15 protein-coding genes are annotated in these 17,564 nt (G+C 59.3%); 5 read left to right on the top strand and 10 right to left on the bottom strand.

What is annotated here, in order from left to right; translation table 11 throughout:
• The 4 genes from KZZ06_RS14455 to pepT all read right to left on the bottom strand — a co-directional run bounded on the left by KZZ06_RS14455 (position 1) and on the right by pepT (position 4,831).
• Positions 1–684, bottom strand: a complete 684-nt coding sequence (locus KZZ06_RS14455) for an ABC transporter ATP-binding protein (RefSeq protein ID WP_219580826.1) — start codon at positions 682–684, stop codon at positions 1–3.
• Complete coding sequence (locus tag KZZ06_RS14450) at positions 677–1,924, bottom strand: lipoprotein-releasing ABC transporter permease subunit (protein ID WP_219580955.1); 1,248 nt, start codon at positions 1,922–1,924, stop codon at positions 677–679. The genes KZZ06_RS14455 and KZZ06_RS14450 overlap by 8 nt, the downstream gene beginning before the upstream one ends.
• Positions 1,925–2,092: 168 nt before the next feature.
• Complete coding sequence (proS, locus tag KZZ06_RS14445; RefSeq protein WP_219580825.1) at positions 2,093–3,433, bottom strand: proline--tRNA ligase; 1,341 nt, start codon at positions 3,431–3,433, stop codon at positions 2,093–2,095.
• 156 nt (positions 3,434–3,589) lie between these two features.
• On the bottom strand, positions 3,590–4,831 hold the full coding sequence (gene pepT / locus KZZ06_RS14440; protein WP_219580824.1) for a peptidase T: 1,242 nt from the start codon (positions 4,829–4,831) through the stop codon (positions 3,590–3,592).
• A 237-nt stretch (positions 4,832–5,068) separates the two neighbouring features.
• Between pepT and KZZ06_RS14435 the strand changes: the two genes are divergently transcribed.
• From KZZ06_RS14435 to ppx, 4 genes are all read left to right on the top strand, one after another.
• Positions 5,069–6,148, top strand: a complete 1,080-nt coding sequence (locus KZZ06_RS14435; RefSeq protein WP_219580823.1) for an AI-2E family transporter — start codon at positions 5,069–5,071, stop codon at positions 6,146–6,148.
• A 1-nt stretch (position 6,149) separates the two neighbouring features.
• Positions 6,150–6,821: a chromosomal replication initiator DnaA gene (locus tag KZZ06_RS14430; RefSeq protein ID WP_219580822.1), complete on the top strand. Its 672-nt coding sequence runs from the start codon at positions 6,150–6,152 to the stop codon at positions 6,819–6,821.
• A gap of 66 nt (positions 6,822–6,887) precedes the next feature.
• Positions 6,888–9,062 carry an RNA degradosome polyphosphate kinase gene (locus tag KZZ06_RS14425; protein ID WP_219580821.1) on the top strand — a complete coding sequence of 725 codons (2,175 nt, stop codon included), beginning with the start codon at positions 6,888–6,890 and terminating at the stop codon, positions 9,060–9,062.
• 222 nt (positions 9,063–9,284) lie between these two features.
• Entirely contained in the window at positions 9,285–10,859 is a 1,575-nt protein-coding gene (gene ppx, locus KZZ06_RS14420) for an exopolyphosphatase (protein WP_308340023.1), read from the top strand.
• Between the two features lie 72 nt (positions 10,860–10,931).
• Here ppx and KZZ06_RS14415 read toward each other — a convergent pair whose 3' ends face one another.
• From KZZ06_RS14415 to KZZ06_RS14390, 6 genes are all read right to left on the bottom strand, one after another.
• The gene (locus tag KZZ06_RS14415) at positions 10,932–11,957 is read right to left on the bottom strand and encodes an endonuclease/exonuclease/phosphatase family protein (protein WP_219580820.1); all 1,026 of its coding nucleotides are present in this window, start codon (positions 11,955–11,957) and stop codon (positions 10,932–10,934) included.
• Positions 11,957–12,637 carry a molecular chaperone DjiA gene (locus tag KZZ06_RS14410; protein ID WP_219580819.1) on the bottom strand — a complete coding sequence of 227 codons (681 nt, stop codon included), beginning with the start codon at positions 12,635–12,637 and terminating at the stop codon, positions 11,957–11,959. The genes KZZ06_RS14415 and KZZ06_RS14410 overlap by 1 nt, the downstream gene beginning before the upstream one ends.
• Positions 12,638–12,668: 31 nt before the next feature.
• Complete coding sequence (locus KZZ06_RS14405; protein ID WP_219580818.1) at positions 12,669–13,151, bottom strand: GNAT family N-acetyltransferase; 483 nt, start codon at positions 13,149–13,151, stop codon at positions 12,669–12,671.
• Positions 13,148–13,762, bottom strand: a complete 615-nt coding sequence (locus KZZ06_RS14400) for a VOC family protein (RefSeq protein ID WP_219580953.1) — start codon at positions 13,760–13,762, stop codon at positions 13,148–13,150. Before KZZ06_RS14400 ends, KZZ06_RS14405 begins: the two co-directional genes overlap by 4 nt.
• A gap of 111 nt (positions 13,763–13,873) precedes the next feature.
• Positions 13,874–16,003 carry a methylmalonyl-CoA mutase gene (gene scpA, locus KZZ06_RS14395; RefSeq protein WP_219580817.1) on the bottom strand — a complete coding sequence of 710 codons (2,130 nt, stop codon included), beginning with the start codon at positions 16,001–16,003 and terminating at the stop codon, positions 13,874–13,876.
• On the bottom strand, positions 15,966–16,970 hold the full coding sequence (locus KZZ06_RS14390; protein ID WP_257884373.1) for a hypothetical protein: 1,005 nt from the start codon (positions 16,968–16,970) through the stop codon (positions 15,966–15,968). The genes scpA and KZZ06_RS14390 overlap by 38 nt, the downstream gene beginning before the upstream one ends.
• Positions 16,971–17,069: 99 nt before the next feature.
• Here KZZ06_RS14390 and KZZ06_RS14385 point away from each other — a divergent pair, with 99 nt between their 5' ends.
• A complete protein-coding gene (locus KZZ06_RS14385; RefSeq protein ID WP_219580816.1) occupies positions 17,070–17,531 on the top strand; it encodes a DUF4174 domain-containing protein in 462 nt (153 codons plus the stop codon).
• Positions 17,532–17,564: the final 33 nt, after the last annotated feature.

The following is a 17,564-nucleotide window of genomic DNA, read 5'->3' as shown; positions in this document are numbered from 1 at the left end:
TTACAGCGGTACCAACTGCCCTGCGTCCAGCCGTATCTGGCGGTCCATCCGTGCGGCCAGATCAAGGTTATGGGTCGCGATCACCGCAGACAGCCCCGTGCCGCGCACCAGTTCCATCAACGCCGCAAAAACCTGATCCGATGTGGCCGGGTCCAGATTGCCCGTGGGTTCATCCGCCAACAAAAGCCGCGGTTCATTCGCCAATGCGCGGCAGAATGCGACGCGTTGTTGTTCCCCACCCGACAGTTCGGCAGGGCGGTGGCTGGCGCGATGGGCGATACCCACCTGATCCAGCAATTGCAGCGCGCGGGTCTGGGCGGCGTCCTTGCTGACGCCATTGGCCAACTGCGGCAGCACGATGTTTTCGACGGCTGAAAACTCGGGCAGCAGATGGTGGAACTGATAGATGAACCCCACATCGCGCCGCCGCACGCCCGTGCGTTTGCGGTCAGACTGGCCGGTCATGTCGGTGCCCGCGATTTCAACGGTCCCGCTGTCTGGGGTGTCCAGCAGCCCCGCAATGTGCAGCAATGTCGATTTACCCGCACCAGATGGCGCGACCAGCGCCACGACCTCGCCCGGGGCGACGGTCAGATCGATGCCGCGCAGAACCGATACTTCGTTGGGAAGACCGGCGTTATACGCCTTGGAAATGCCGGACAGGCGCAACACGGGATCATTCATAGCGCAACGCCTCGACCGGGTTCATCCGCGCAGCACGGCGCGCGGGAAAGATTGTCACGATGAACGACAGGCCCAGCGACAGGCCGACGGCTGACATCACATCGCCAAATTGCAGCTTGGCAGGCAGGAAATAAATGCCGCGCACCGATGCATCCCATGCGGTGCCGCCCGACAGCCAGTTTACCACGCCAAAAATCTGGTCGACATACAGCGCGAACAAACAGCCCAGGATCACGCCCATGGCGGTGCCAATAATGCCCGTAAACGCCCCACAGATAAAGAAAACCCGCAGGATTGACCCCTCGCTCAAGCCCATGGTACGCAAAATGCCAATATCGCGGCCCTTGTTTTTCACCAGCATGATCAAGCCCGATACGATGTTCATCGCGGCGATCAGCACAAGGATGCTGAGGATCACGAACATCACGCGGTCTTCGATATCCAGCGCATCCAGAAACGCCCCCGACGCATCGCGCCATGTCCAGACCATCGCGCGGTCTCCCGCGGCAGCCAGCAACGCCTGGCTCAGGTTATCAACCTTATCCGGGTCCTCAACCATGACTTCCAGCTCGTCGGCCATACCCTCGCGGTTAAAGAACGACTGCGCCTCGGTCAGGGGCAGATAGGCGCGGGTGCGGTCGATGTCATAGCGCCCGGCGCTAAAGATATACACGATATCATAGGCGTTGATCCGCGGGCTGGTGCCAAGGGCGGTCTTTACCCCATTGGGCGAGATGATCTTGATCCGGTCGCCAAGCCCAACCCGCAGCGCCTGCGCCACGCCGGACCCGATAGCAATGCCCTGATCGAAATTCGCCAGATCGCCCTGCGCCGTTTCAGGGTTTGCAATACGCGGCAGATTGGCCAGATCGGCACCATCGATGCCGTAAACTTCGATCCCGGTGTTGGCCTGACCCTTGTTGGCCATCACCTGACCGCGCACCAAGGGGGCCACATGGGTCACGCCGGGCACCTGTGCCACCCGCGCCGCCATGTCGACGTAATCGGTGATCCCGGTTTGACTGACACCGTTTTCGTCAACCGATGCCATATTAAAGACCGTCACATGGGCGTTGGCGCCCAGAATGGTATCAACGAATTCCGCCCGAAAACCCGACCGCACGGAAAGCGTGGCAATCAGCGCGAACACCGCCAAGGTAATCCCGATCAGGCTGATCCATGTCATGACACTCACGCCACCCTCGGCCCGGCGCGCGCGCAGGTATCGCCATGCGATCATCCATTCGAACGGGGCAAAGGGTGCTGTGGTCTGTGCTGGTTTCGCCATCAAAGGGCTCCGGTCAGGTAGGTCGCAGGCAACCTGCTGGTTTGTAGGCAACGGGTCAAGCGGTGAAGGGGCGGCAGGCTCTCGCGCCGCCGCCCCCCTTCATTCAGCCAGCGTTCAGCCTTAGGCAATCGCGCGATAGATCGCCGCGATTTTCTCAACGGCTGCTTCCGGCGTCATTTCTTCGCTTTCACCGGTCCGGCGCGAGGTGAGTTCAACAACGCCGTTTTTCAACCCACGCGGGCCGACTGTGATCCGCCATGGCAAACCGATCAGATCCATCGTCGCGAATTTACCGCCAGCACGTTCATTACGGTCGTCATACAGTGGCTCAAGACCCAAGGCCGTGATGCTATCATACAGCGCCTGACAGGCTGCATCGGCCTCTTCGTCACCCTGCTTGAGGTTCACAATCCCCACATGGAACGGCGTCACGCCTTCGGGCCAAATGATACCCTTGTCGTCATGGCTGGCCTCGATGATCGCGCCCAACAGACGGCTGACACCAATGCCGTGGCTGCCCATGTGGACCGGCGTGGATTTACCATCAGGGCCTTGGACAGTCGCGCCCATGGCGTCGGAATACTTGGTACCAAAGTAGAAAATTTGCCCCACTTCAATGCCGCGCGCGGTGCGCTGGCGGTCGGCGGGGACTTGCGCAAACAGATCGGCGTCGTGGGTTTCGTCGGTGCGTGCATAGCGCGAGGTGAATTCTTCCAACACGGCCTGACATTGATCGACCGAATCAAAATCAATCTTGCGGTCGCCAAATTTCAGGTCGGTGATCTGGCTGTCATAGAATACTTCCGACTCGCCGGTGTCGGCCAGAACCAGGAATTCATGGGTATCATCGCCGCCAATGGGGCCGGAATCAGCACGCATCGGAATGGCTTGCAAACCCATCCGCTCGTAGCTGCGCAGATAGCTGACCAGATGCCGGTTATAGGCATGCAGCGCATCTTCCTTGGTCAGATCAAAGTTATAGCCGTCTTTCATCAGAAATTCGCGGCCGCGCATCACGCCGAAACGCGGGCGGATTTCATCGCGGAACTTCCATTGGATGTGGTAAAGCGTCAGCGGCAAATCCTTGTAAGATCCGACGTGGCTGCGGAAAATATCCGTGATCATCTCTTCGTTGGTGGGACCGTACAGCATATCGCGATCCTGACGGTCCTTGATGCGCAGCATCTCGGGGCCGTACGCGTCATAACGCCCGGATTCTTTCCACAAATCGGCTGGCTGCAAGGTCGGCATCAACATCGGAATATGCCCAGCGCGCTGCTGCTCTTCATGCACGATATTCTCGATCTTGCGCAGCACCTTAAAGCCCAGCGGCAACCACGAATAAATCCCGGCAGCGGATTGCTTGATCATGCCCGCCCGCAACATCAACCGGTGGCTGACAATTTGCGCCTCAGACGGGTTTTCCTTGAGCACGGGCAGAAAATAACGGGACAGACGCATGATGATCCTCTCAAACTGGCTTCGGCCCTGATTATGCCAAAGCCATCAGGGAAACAATCACCAACACTGCCCGTCTTCTCTGGCTCTTAAATATCCCGGGGTTTGGGGCAGCGCCCCAATGGCGCCCCCACCCCGCGCGCCCTGCCCCTCAAATGGCTAGGTCGGCACCGCCCGCTTGGCCAGTTCCAGCGCCACCCGCAATGCCTTGGCCATATCCTGAACCGATATCCATTCAAGCGGTCCGTGAATTTCCTGCATACCGGTAAAGATATTCGGGCATGGCAGGCCCATCTCGGTCAGGCGCGAACCGTCGGTGCCGCCTCGAATGGGAACCGATACCGGCTCCATCCCCGCTGCGCGCACCGCGTCATGGGCCAGCGTTACCGGCGTCATATCGTTTTCCAGCCAATAGCGCATGTTGCGATACTGGGGTGTGATCTCGCAGGTGATCTGCGCGCGCGGCTCCGTCGCCCGTACCGTTTCACACACCTGTTGCAGCAATGCGCCCTTCTGGGCCAACCCATCGCGCTCAAAATCGCGCAGGATAAACTTGATCTCCGCTTCGGACGACCCGCCTTTGATGGTCGAGGCATGGATAAACCCCTCAAGCCCGTCTGTCGTTTCAGGTGTCATGGTGACATGCGGCAGGGTCATCAGGATCTTCGCCGCCAGATGCAGCGCGTTCACCATCTTATCCTTGGCCCAGCCCGGATGCGCCGAAACACCTGTTACGGTCACCACAGCGGCGTCCGCCGAAAACGTCTCGAACTCCACCTCACCGGGTTTGGACCCGTCAAAAGTATAGGCAAAGTCGCAGGCCATATCTTTGGGCAAACGCGCATCCACACCGCGGCCGATTTCCTCGTCGGGGGTAAAGGCGAGCCTGATCTTGCCATGGGCCACTTCGGGGTTTTCCAACAGATGCCGCGCGGCGGTCATGATAATCGCCACGCCCGCCTTGTCATCACCGCCCAGCAAGGTCGTACCACTGGCCGTGATGATATCTTCGCCCTGTTTCTCGGCCAGATAGGGCGCGACTTCCGGTGACAGCTTTAACTCTGGCGCGTCGGCAAAGGTGATATCACCGCCGTTATACCCGCGATGAACGACCGGCTTGACCCCGGTTGCATTAAATTGCGGCGCGGTATCCACATGCGCGCACCACCCCATGACCGGCGCGCCGTCGACCGTGGCAGGCACCGTGGCCAGAACCACGCCATAGTCGGTCAGCTCGATATCTGCGGCCCCCATCGCCTCCAGCTCCTCCACCAGCAGGCGCGACATATCCAGCTGTATATCGGTGCTGGGGCTGGTCGGGCTGGTCTCGTCGCTTTGGCTGTCAATCGCGGCATAGCGCACCAAACGCTGTTCAAGTTCACGGTCAAAATCACTGCGCATATCGGGTCTCCTTGTTGGCCACAGTGGCAATGGCCACCGCCCCATTGTCAAGCAGCTCAAGCCCCAAGAACCGCAGATCAATTCGGGCGCTCATTTTCCAAATGGTCTAAAATCCCCGCCGGAGGCCCCACATCCGCCAAACATCACCGTGATTTGGGGGGCACCGCAGCGCTCGGCCCTTGAAAATCCGGCAGCAGTGCGCAATGTCAACACGGAACGCGCGTTTGGAGGTTGCCCATGGCACTGCCTATCAGAGATCAATTGAAATACTGGGGGATTGCCGGCGCAGTCTTTCTTGTGATCCTTTGGTTCACCGGGGATATTCTGCTGCCCTTCCTGATCGGGGCCGCAATTGCGTATTTCCTTGATCCGGTTGCCGACCGTCTGGAAACCATGGGTCTCAGCCGGGCGATGGCCACCGCCGTGATCACGTTATTGGCTCTATTGATCTTTGTCGTAATGTCGCTTTTGGTGGTGCCGACCTTGGTCAACCAAGCGATCAACCTGATCGAAGTCGCCCCCGAGCTCACCCGCAATTTCATTGATTTCCTGACCGACCGTTTCCCCGCCTTGCTGGTCGAGGGATCAACCATGCGCACGTCGATCACAAGCATCGGTGCTACAATCCAAGAACGCGGCGGAGAATTGCTGAACACCGCCTTGGCGTCCGCTGCGTCGCTGTTAAACATCTTGCTGTTGTTCGTGATCGTCCCCGTGGTGGCCGTTTATTTGCTGCTTGATTGGGACCGCATGGTCGCGCAAATCGACAGCTTGCTGCCCCGCGACCACGCGCCTGTAATCCGCCGCCTTGCCCGCGACATCGACAAGACCCTCGCCAGTTTCATCCGCGGCATGGGCACTGTCTGTCTGATCTTGGGCACATATTATGCCATCGCGCTGATGCTGGTCGGGTTGCAGTTCGGCCTTGTTGTCGGGTTCATCGCCGGGCTGGTGACGTTTATCCCCTATCTCGGCGCAGTGTTGGGTGGCGTATTGGCCATCGGCTTGGCCTTGTTCCAATTCTGGGGCGATTGGATTTCCATCGGTCTGGTTGCCGCGATTTTCGTGCTCGGTCAAACTATCGAAGGCAACTTTCTGACCCCGAAACTGGTCGGCGACTCTGTCGGGTTACACCCCGTCTGGCTGATCCTTGCATTGTCAGTATTCGGGTCACTGTTCGGGTTTGTGGGCATGCTGGCAGCGGTGCCCATCGCCGCCGCCCTTGGGGTGGTCGCGCGCTTTGCGACGGAACAATACCGCGAAAGCGTGCTCTACAAAGGCGTTGAGCAAACCACCTTGGACGAACGGGCCGACTGACATGGCAAAACAGCTTGGCCTTGCGCTTCCCAGTCGCACCGCACTGGGGCGCGATGATTTCTTTGTGGCACCGTCGAACGCCATTGCGGCGGCAATGATTGACGGCTGGCAGGGCTGGGCGGGCCATAAACTCGCGCTGACGGGGCCTGCCGGTTCGGGAAAAACCCACCTGACCCATGTGTGGGCTGCAATGTCCGGCGCGCGTATTATCAATGCCGCCGATCTGCCCGATGCCGATATCCCCCAGCTCGCCCAAGGCTGCGTCGCCGTCGAAGACGTGCCTGCAATCGCAGGCGATGCGGCTGCGGAAACGGCGCTGTTCCACCTTCACAATCTGGTTCTGGCCGAAGGCCACAGCCTGCTGATGACAGGCACACCCCCTGTTGCCGGCTGGAACCTGACCCTGCCGGACCTGACCAGCCGCATGGGCGCTGCCGGTTCCGCGGCGCTCGATCCGCCCGACGACATGCTGCTGACGGCCGTTCTGGCCAAGCTTTTGGCGGATCGGCAACTGACCCCTAAACCCGATCTGATCCCTTATCTGCTGCTCCGTATGGACCGGTCCTTTGCCGCAGCCGGTGATCTGGTTGCTGCCCTTGATGCCGCCAGCCTTGCGCAGAAAAAGCCGGTGACCCGTGCCCTTGCTGCACAAGTGCTGGACAATCGCGCCTAACCCGCGCGATACTCTTACCACTTCCCTTGTCATAATTCTGTTGTAATCCAACGCCATAAGGCCGCTATGAACCAAGCTGATTTCCTCAAGGCCGCCTTCCCCGAAGCTGAAACATTGCCCGATCTGGACATGTCTGGCCCGGGGCGTTTCTATAACCGTGAACTCAGTTGGCTGGGTTTCAACTGGCGCGTGCTGGAAGAGGCGCAAAACCCTCGTGTCCCCTTGCTTGAACGCCTGCGGTTCCTGTCGATTTCAGCCAATAATCTAGACGAATTTTACACCGTCCGTGTGGCGGGCCTGCGCGAATTGGCTCAGGCGGGTAATACGACCCCCGCCGCTGATGGTCTTTCTCCGGCTGAACAGTTGGTGCTGATCAACGAGGACGCGCGCAAGCTGATGCTGACCCAGCAAAGTACGCTGGTCGACCTCATGACCGAGATGGACGCGCACAACATCATGCTCGAACGTGCCGCTGATCTGGACAAAGCCGATCTGGTGTATCTCGAAGATGTGTTTCTGAACCAAGTGTTTGCGGTCCTGTCCCCCTTGGCCATTGACCCGGCACACCCCTTCCCCTTCATCCCCAACACCGGCTACGCGCTTGCGCTGCAACTGGAACGGACGGCGGACAAGCGCCCCCTACAGGCGCTGCTGCCCATCCCGGCCAAGATCGACCGCTTTGTGGCTCTTCCCGCCCCCGAAGGCTGCCAGCGCTTCCTCCCGCTCGAAGATCTGTTGGTGCTGAATGTCCCCGGCCTGTTCCCCGGCTACAAACTGAAAGACCACTTTGAATTCCGCGTCTTGCGTGACAGCGATCTTGAGGTCGAGGACGAGGCCGAAGATCTGGTGCGCGAATTCGAAGTCGCCCTGAAACGTCGCCGCCGCGGCGAGGTCGTACGCCTGACCCACTCTGCAGGTGCGCCTGAAAAGCTGAAAAACGTGGTGATGGCGGAACTGGGCGTGCGCCCCCAAGACGTCATCGAAATCGACGGAATGATCGGCGTTGGTGATCTGTCCGAACTGGTCATCGACAGCCGTCCCGATCTGCTGTGGCCGCAATTCACGCCGCGCGTGCCCGAACGGGTCACCGACCATGACGGCGATATGCTGGCCGCGATCCGCTCCAAGGACATGCTGCTGCATCACCCCTACGAGACCTTCGATATGGTTGTCCGCTTTCTGACCCAGGCGGCGCGCGATCCCAATGTGGTGGCGATCAAACAAACGCTCTATCGCACCTCGCGCGACAGCCCCATCGTCGAGGCGCTGTGCGAGGCCGCCGAAGACGGCAAATCCGTCACCGCCCTTGTCGAACTCAAGGCCCGCTTTGACGAGGCCGCAAACATCCGCCAGTCGCGCAGGCTCGAACGGGCCGGTGCCCATGTGGTTTACGGCTTTATCGACCTGAAAACCCACGCGAAAATCTCGACCGTGGTGCGCCGCGAAGGCGATCAACTGGTCACTTATACGCATTACGGTACCGGCAATTACCACCCGATTACCGCGCGCATCTATACCGACCTGTCGCTGTTCACCTGCGATCAAAAGCTGGGTCGCGACGCCACCAAAGTGTTCAACTACCTGTCCGGCTATGCCCAGCCCGAATCCTTGGACAATCTGGCGATCTCGCCCCTGACCCTGAAACCCCGTCTGCTCGACATGATCGCCGCCGAGGCAAAACACGCCGCCGCTGGCAAACCCGCCGAGATTTGGGCGAAGATGAACTCCATCGTCGATGCCGATGTGATCGACGCGCTTTATGCCGCCTCACAGGCCGGCGTCAAAATCAGCCTCGTGGTGCGCGGTATTTGCAGCCTGCGCCCCGGCATCAAAGGTCTGTCCGAAAACATCCGCGTCAAATCAATCGTCGGGCGGTTCTTGGAACATTCACGCATCGTGTGCTTTGGCAATGGCTACGGGTTGCCCCATAAAAAGGCCCGCGTTTTCATCTCCTCAGCGGATTGGATGGGCCGCAACCTGACCCGCCGCGTCGAAACGCTGGTGGAAATCGAAAACCCCACCGTCAAGGCACAGATCACCAGCCAGATCATGGCGGCAAACCTCGCTGACGTGGCGCAAAGCTGGGTCATGTCCGCCGATGGCAGCTTCACCCGTCCGCCCCTGCAAGAAGGCGTATTCGCATTCAACTGCCACCGTTTCTTCATGGAAAACCCGTCACTCTCGGGCCGCGGCAGCGCAGGGGCGTCAGATGTCCCCAAACTGACCCATACCGAAGACTGACCTCGTTTTCATTTTGCGAATTAAACTCTCGCCGAAGGCGCATGTCTCCTCCCCGATCCCGCCCGCAGCCACGCGGGGGCCCACCTCATCGCGCGCGCCAAAAATGTCGCGAGGGCCGCAGGCCCTCTCCTTTTTACAGCAGGCTCCGTACCGTTAGCGATTGACCTTTCCCCCACAACTGGGCCAATTTGGACCCGAACCAAGGCCCCCGCAGGAGCATTTGTGGCAGATACGCCAGACACCAATCCGCCCTCCCCTGTCCCTGAAACCGGCGTGGCCGATCTGGGGCTTTTCGGAAAACCGCTGTTTTTAGACCCCTCGGCCCGCGCATTGGCCAAGGTTGGTGTCGTCGATGTCGGCTCGAACTCTGTCCGTTTGGTGGTGTTTGACGGGGCCGCCCGATCGCCAGCCTATTTCTACAACGAAAAAATCATGTGCGCCTTGGGCGCTGGCATGGCTGAAACCGGGCATCTTTCACCGCCAGGACGCGCGCGCGCTTTATCTGCGATGAAACGCTTCAAAAAACTCGCTGATGGAATGCAGCTGGCTGAACTGACGGTGGTGGCCACAGCGGCGGTGCGCGATGCATCCGATGGCCGCGACTTCTGCGACGAGGTCGAACGCGAAACCGGCCTCAAAATCTGGGTCATCGATGGCGAGGAAGAAGCGAGGCTGTCGGCGCAAGGCGTGCTGTTGGGCTGGCCCGGGGCTTATGGTCTGGTCTGCGACATCGGTGGCTCGTCCATGGAGCTTGCGGAAATTTCCGCAGGCCGCGTCGGTAAACGGGTCACCTCGGCGCTTGGGCCGCTCAAACTGCGCGATATCAAGGGCGGGGCCAAGGCACGGCAGGAACATATCCGGGAAATCATGCAAGGCTTGGCCGATAAAATGGGGGCCCAGCGGGATCGCCTGTTCCTGGTCGGTGGGTCATGGCGCGCGATTGCCCGTATCGACATGGTGCGGCGCGGCTATCCGCTGCACGTGCTTCATGAATACCGCATGACCGCCAAATCCGTGCGCGAAACCGTCAAGCATATCAAGAACTCCGACCTTGAAGAGCTGCGCCAGATCAGTGGCGTTTCCTCAAGCCGGATGGCGTTGGTGCCCTTTGCCGCCGAGGTCCTGTCGCGGCTAGTCAAAACCTTCAAGCCCAAGGACATCGCCATCTCCAGCTATGGTATCCGCGAGGGAATGCTGTACGAACAGATGCCCCAGCGGCTGCGCGACCGCGATCCGCTGATCGAAGCCTGCCGCTTTGCCGAGGCCAAAGATGCCCGCATGCCCGGTTTCGGCAAGGTGTTGTACGATTTCATTTTACCGCTCTACAAATCCGCCACGCCACAGCGCAAACGCTTGGTCAAAGCCGCCTGTTTGCTGCACGATGTTAGCTGGCGCGCGCATCCCGATTACCGCGCCGAGGTCTGTTTCGACAATGCCACCCGCGCCAATCTGGGCGGGCTGAAACACTCCGAGCGGATATTTTTAGGTCTTGCCCTGCTCCACCGCTATTCCAACAAACGCGAGAACACCCGTTTTGAAGATCTCTATGAGATGGTCGATGAAAAGACCCGTATCGAGGCCGAGATTTTGGGCAAGGCCATGCGTTTTGGTGCGATGCTGTGGATGAACAAGGATGAAGACCGCGGTTCAATACGTTGGTATCCCAAGAAAAAACAGCTCGAACTGTGGCTCACCAATGACATGCTTCCCCTGTTTGGCGAGGTCGCAGAGGCGCGCCTTAACTCTCTCGCGGCGTCCTTGGGGGCCGAGGTTCAGCTTAAAACCGTTAAGTCCTAGATCGCGATCAGACGATGTTTTGCGGCGCGGCATATCTTTACGCCCGACGTAAGATAGACCGCTATCTGCCGGTCAACCGTCAAATTCGATGGTCACGGGGAAATGGTCTGATGCCGCGATCAACGCATCACGCAATGCGGTATCTGCCCAGCAATCGGGATCATCCAGCGGGTGCCAGATGCGCCAGCTCGCGTTGCGCTGCGTAAACGCAGGGCTGACCATGATATAATCCAACAGCGCCTGCAGATACCGCTTCTCAGGTGCTATCCAGAACCGCGAGGTCGTGGGCATCGCACCGATCCGTTGCGCCAATGCGCGCTCTGCATGTGGGTCGACCAACGCATTCACGTCCCTGTGACCCATCACAATCTCGACCGACGACCGCCCGAACAGATCCTCGAATGTATCCAGCCCCGGACCATCGTTTAGATCCCCCAGCACCATCATCGCATCGCCTGCCTCAAGATGGGTCTCGATCCGCCGGCGCAACCATATCGCCTGCGCCAATTGTTTGCGCCGGTTGGCAATGCCCAGACGCAGCACGTCTTCGGGGGTCTTGGCACCATGGGGTGCCTTTGATTTCAGATGCGCGCCGATCATCCGGAACGTGAACCCGGTGTTGGTCTGAACGCTCAGCTCCAGCGGAGGCTTCGAGAAAACGACCAAGTCTTCGTTGGCGTCAATATCCAGATCGATCCGCAAGACACCGTCAAAACGCGGCGCTCCTGCTGCCCCCTCCGGCCCGGTTTCATCGCCGCCCGGGCTGTGGCTGACCGTCAGCTTGCTCGGGTCATAGAGCAGCGCAATCTCTTGCTGCGTGTCGTTGGCGAACCCCATGATCGCGTCTGTGGTACGCAGGCCGAAATGCGCGGCAAAGTTCTGTAGCGCCGCCACGGTCGCGTGATTGCGACTTGTATCCGGGGCCTCGATGATCATCACCGCATCCGCATCAAGCGCGCGAAACACCCGCCCCAAAGCCTGCGTTTGCTGGGTTCGGGTCACATTATGCCGCGCCGACCATGCGTCATCGTCGAACAGTTGATCTTTCTCGTCAAACAGCCCTGTGAACCATTCGACATTATAGGTCGCGATACGCATTAGCGCGCCTTGCCTGACCATGTTTCCCACGCGCGATTAATGTCGATCAGCCGCTTTTCCGCCATCGATATCGCCTCTGGTGGCAGGCCGCGCGCCACCAAAGCATCGGGGTGGTTTTCGCGTACCAACTGCCGCCAAGCGGCTTTGCCCTCGGCCAGCGTCGCATTGGGGGATATCCCTAAAACCGTATGCGGCAACGGCGATGTATCCGGCACGAACCGCGCGCGCAGTGATGCGAAATCGCTTTCGTTCATGGCAAAAATCTCGGCCACGCGGGTCAAAAACGCGTCCTCGTTCGGGTGATACATGCCATCGGCCATCGCGATGTGAAACAGTCCTTCAATCAGGTCGCGCAGTATCGCGGGCTGGTCTGCGAACATGCTGGCAATACGGCTTGCGTAATCCTCGAACCCGGTCACATCCTGCCGGGCCAGATTGAACACCCGCGCAGCACCCTGCTGGTCGGCTTCGGCGATTTGGAACACTTCACGGAATGCGGTGACCTCGTCGCGGGTGACCTGACCGTCGGCCTTTGCCATCTTTGCGCCAAGGGCGATCACCGCAATGGTAAAGGCGACCGACCGCTCTGGCGGGCTGCGCAGGCGGTCGAAAACAGACGCCAGCCCCTCACCTGCGGTGAGCGCTGACAAAGCTTCGGTGATGCGTGACCAAATCGACATGGCGTTACCCTAATGCGCCGCAGCGCAGAAGTCAGGGGGCGCTCAGCATTTTCTGCATCAAAATCAAATCCAGCCATTGCCCGTCTTTGCGTGCGATTTCAGGCATCCGTCCAACATGCTCAAACCCCAAGGCCGCGTGAAACCCCACCCCGCCTGCATTCGCCGAACTGATGCCCGCAACCATGATATGCCGCCCCTGCTGCGCCGCAGATACAAACGCCTGATCCATCAACGCCCGCCCCACGCCCTGCCCCCGCGCACCATCGCCCAATACGATGCTATGTTCGACGCTCGTGCGGTACCCCGGCCCGGTTCGAAACTGCGCATAGGTCACAAAGCCAACGATACGGTCGGTCTGCGCGACCCAAACGGCCCCCGGCCTGTCTGCGATCATGGCGGCAATTCCGGTCTCGGTCTTTTGGTCGGTGGTAAAAGTGAACAATGTATCGCGGATCATGCCGTTCCAGATCGCGGCAATCTCGGCTGCGTCTTGCGCCAGTGCAGCACGGATCATTTCAACACGGCCTTGCGACCCGCGATATCGAACGCGGCTTTCAGCCCCGGATCACCCGCTACAAATGAAACCCGACTGTCGTGCAAAAATGGTACCAGCAGGTCCGCCAGTACCAAGGCATCAGGATGCTGCACCTCTAACGTCTCCAAACGGCCGCCCCCCGACCCAAGCCGCGGCGCGGGGTGCGCATCGCCCTGCCATTCGATCAACGCAGGGGCGCAATTATCAAATGGCAGGATACCCGACTGCGGCACCGCCATACGCCAGCTTAAATCACCGCGTTGCAGCTGAACCGGCTCTCCAAATCCATCGGGAAGTGCGCGCAAGGTTGCATCCAGATCATCACACCGGCAAATCCAGTTGGTCAGCCGCGCAGGCCCGCTGAACCGGTCCAGATCAAACCAACGCGCGCGATCCGGCACAAGCGCGTCGGGGTTCACCGCAATCGCCTCAAGATACAGCCCGTCTTCCAACCCCAACAACTTGTTATGGGTATGAAACACCGCATGTTCCCCACCCGGCTGCATGGCCACGCCCAAGGCTTCTTGAACATAGGCGACCGCCTCAGGCAAACTCTCACCAGCAATCGCAATGTGATCCAACTCCATCATCACTTCATCTTCCAAATGGGTCTAAATCCTCGGGGGAGTTTGAGGGGGCAGACAGCCCCCTCATTCTTTAACGTAGCGTGGATCGAAAGTGCAGCAAAGCCCCCTCCGGCCTTAGCCGCGCGCTTCTCGGATCAACTTCAGAATATCCTGCGCCGCGTTGGGGATGTTTGTGCCCGGCCCAAAGATCGCTTTGACCCCGGCATCATACAAGAACTTATAGTCCTGCTGCGGGATTACGCCACCACAGATGACCAAGATATCATCGGCCCCAGCGTCCTTCAGCGCCTTGATCAATTGCGGTGCCAGAGTCTTGTGCCCCGCCGCCTGCGACGAGATGCCGATGACATGCACGTCGTTATCGACGGCGTCTTGTGCGGCCTCGGCTGGGGTCTGGAACAAGGGGCCAACATCAACGTCAAACCCGATATCGGCAAAGGCGGTCGCGATGACTTTGGCACCGCGGTCATGCCCGTCTTGCCCCATCTTTACGACCAACATCCGTGGGCGACGGCCTTCAGCCTCGGCAAAATCTTCCACGGACTTTTGAATTTCGGCAAAGCCGCTGTCGCCCTCATAGGCCGCGCCGTAAACGCCGGCCAATGTTTTCACCTCGGCACGGTGACGGCCGAATTGGCTTTCCATAGCCATGCTAATTTCTCCAACAGTGGCGCGGGCGCGGGCCGCTTCGACAGCCCCTTCCAACAGGTTGCCGCCCTCTTTTGCGCGGCGCGTCAATTCCGCAAGCGCGGCTGTGCAGGCGGCCTCGTCGCGGGTGTCGCGGACGGATTTCAGACGTTTGATCTGGCTGTCGCGCACCGCGACGTTATCAACGTCCAGAATATCAATCGCGTCTTCGGTTTCGCGGCGGTATTTGTTGACGCCGACGATGACATCGGTGCCCCGGTCGATCTTGGCCTGACGGGTGGCTGCAGCTTCTTCGATGCGCAGTTTGGGCATGCCCGACGCCACGGCCTTGGTCATCCCGCCCAGCTCTTCGACCTCTTCGATCAGCTTCCACGCGGCCTCGGCCAGATCGCTGGTCAGTTTTTCCACGTAATAGCTGCCCGCCAGCGGATCGACGACATTGGTCACGCCGGTTTCTTCTTGGAGGATCAACTGGGTGTTGCGTGCAATGCGTGACGAGAATTCAGTCGGCAGGGCAATGGCTTCGTCCAGAGCGTTGGTGTGCAGCGATTGCGTGCCCCCCAAGACCGCCGACATCGCCTCGTAGGCGGTGCGGATCACATTGTTATAGGGGTCTTGTTCCTGCAACGAAACGCCCGAGGTCTGGCAATGGGTGCGCAGCATGGCGGATTTCGGGTTTTGCGGTTTGAATTCATCCATGATCCGCGACCACAGCAGACGGGCGGCACGCAGTTTGGCGGCCTCCATGAAAAAGTTCATGCCGATGCAAAAGAAAAAGCTGAGGCGCGGCGCGAATTTATCCACGTCCATGCCAGCCGCGATGGCCGTGCGCACGTATTCGCGCCCATCGGCCAAGGTGAACGCCAGTTCCTGCACCAGGTTCGCGCCGGCCTCTTGCATGTGATAACCGGAAATCGAGATCGAGTTGAATTTCGGCATGAAGTCAGAGGTGTATTCGATGATGTCACCGATGATCTTCATCGATGGTTCCGGTGGATAGATATAGGTGTTGCGCACCATGAATTCTTTCAGAATGTCATTCTGAATGGTGCCCGCCAGAACCGATTTATCATGGCCCTGCTCTTCGCCCGCGACGATAAAGTTCGCCAAAATCGGGATCACCGCGCCGTTCATCGTCATCGACACCGACACCTTGTCGAGCGGGATGCCATCAAACAGGATTTTCATATCCTCGACGCTGTCGATTGCCACACCAGCCTTGCCCACATCGCCCTCGACGCGGGGGTGGTCGCTGTCATAGCCACGGTGCGTCGCCAGATCGAAAGCCACGGAAACGCCCTGCTGACCGGCGGCCAAGGCACGACGGTAAAAGGCGTTGGATTCTTCGGCCGTGGAAAAGCCCGCATATTGGCGGATCGTCCAAGGGCGGCCGGCGTACATCGTCGCCTTCACACCACGCGTGAAGGGGGCCTCGCCGGGGATGCCGCCCATGTGGTCCAGACCGTCGATATCTTCGGCGGTATACAACGGTTTAACGTCGATGCCTTCCAGCGTGTGCCAGGTCAGATCATCAACGGGGCGTCCACGCAGTTCGGCCTCAGCCAGATTGCGCCATGTGTCTTTGTCGGCTGTCATGAGGATGTCCTTTTTTAGGGTCGCCCGACGGCTGGCTTTTGCCTGCTCTTTCTCGGACGCTATTTTCTGTCAGTTGTGCCAGACCATCCGCGCCGGCCGTCAGCCAGAACAGATCATCGGAATAGGTTTCACGCAAAGCGGTGGCTTGCGCGTCGGTAAAGGGTTTCCAGCGGCCCGTTTGATCGGGCAGCAGATCGGGGTCTTGGCCGCGTTCGGCCAAAATAGCGCGCAGCGCGGGCAGATCCGGCGCGCGGTTAAGCCAATGATAGGCGCGGTCAACAGGGGTTGTTACGCCCGTCGCCTCGGCCAGCAGGGCATCGGGGCGTCCCGCGTATTCCTCGAATGTGGCGACCTTGATTTCTGCGTCAGGTACGGCGCAGGCCAGATCGGTAATTACATCACGCCAACTGCGCTGCGCGGTGGCGATCTTGTTCAGTTTTGATTGATCGGGCACGCCGTGGCCGCGTGAAATTGCGTATGCCGCCGCCGAAGACCACCATGTTTCCGGTGACCGGATATTAAGTATGATCCGCGTAATTTTGCCGTCGAAAGCCGCGCAATAGCGCGCCATCCGGTCCCCCGCAGCGGGGAAAAGCAACCCGGTGCGCACGCAGTGGCGCGACGACCCGATCATGTTTTCCTCGGACACCAAAAGCCGGGCCACCCCGGTTTCGCGCACGCGTGCCACTTGTAATGCGACCCGCCCTTTTACCCGTTCGGGTGACCGGCCTTGCATCTTGGGGCCGGGGAAAATACCTGAAAACAGTCCTTTGCGGGTGCGCAATGGCCCCCAAACACCGGTTTTGGACGCGCTGATCGCATCGGAATTATCCCTCAGATACCTTTGAAAGCTGGTCGTCGCCGTTCTGTGCGCGCCCACATGCAGAATAATATCCATCAGCTTTTCGCCCAATCGTAACAAGGGAACCGTCCCAACCGATCCATTCAAGAGAACCGCCCTATTCATGTCCGATGACCTGTTTCGTTAAGCTTAATGGCCGTTAGCCAGAAATTGCGCATCGCAATCTTGGGTAAAACCCCTATATCTGACCCAGTAGGAGAAAAAATGAAATCAGTGATAGCCCTTGTTTTTGTTGGATTGTTTGCACCTTTTGCGGCTGCGCAACCCGTCACAGAACCACCCGCCCCAGTGCTGTTTGCACCGGCAGATATGGCAGATTTGAGTGAATTCCACTGGATAAAAAGGCCAGTTTTGGTCTTTGCGGACAGTCCGGACGACCCTGCATACCGTTCGCAGATGGAATTACTGATGGCCCAGCAAGAAGATTTGCTGGAGCGTGATGTGATCGTGCTGACCGATACAGACCCCGCCGCACGCAGTGCATTGCGGCTAAAAATGCGCCCGCGCGGGTTTATGTTGGTGCTGGTCGGCAAGGATGGTGGCATCAAGCTGCGCAAACCGCGCCCTTGGGATGTCCGCGAAATTTCGCGCAGCATCGACAAGATGACCATCCGGCAGCGCGAAATCCGCGACGCCAAGGAAACGCCAAAGCACTTGTTTGACTGAAGGCCTAGCCTAAACCCGCGCACCGCCACGCCC

Source organism: Sulfitobacter sp. CW3, from assembly GCF_019392245.1.
Classification (GTDB): domain Bacteria; phylum Pseudomonadota; class Alphaproteobacteria; order Rhodobacterales; family Rhodobacteraceae; genus Sulfitobacter.
This window is presented reverse-complemented; position numbering and strand designations above follow the sequence as displayed.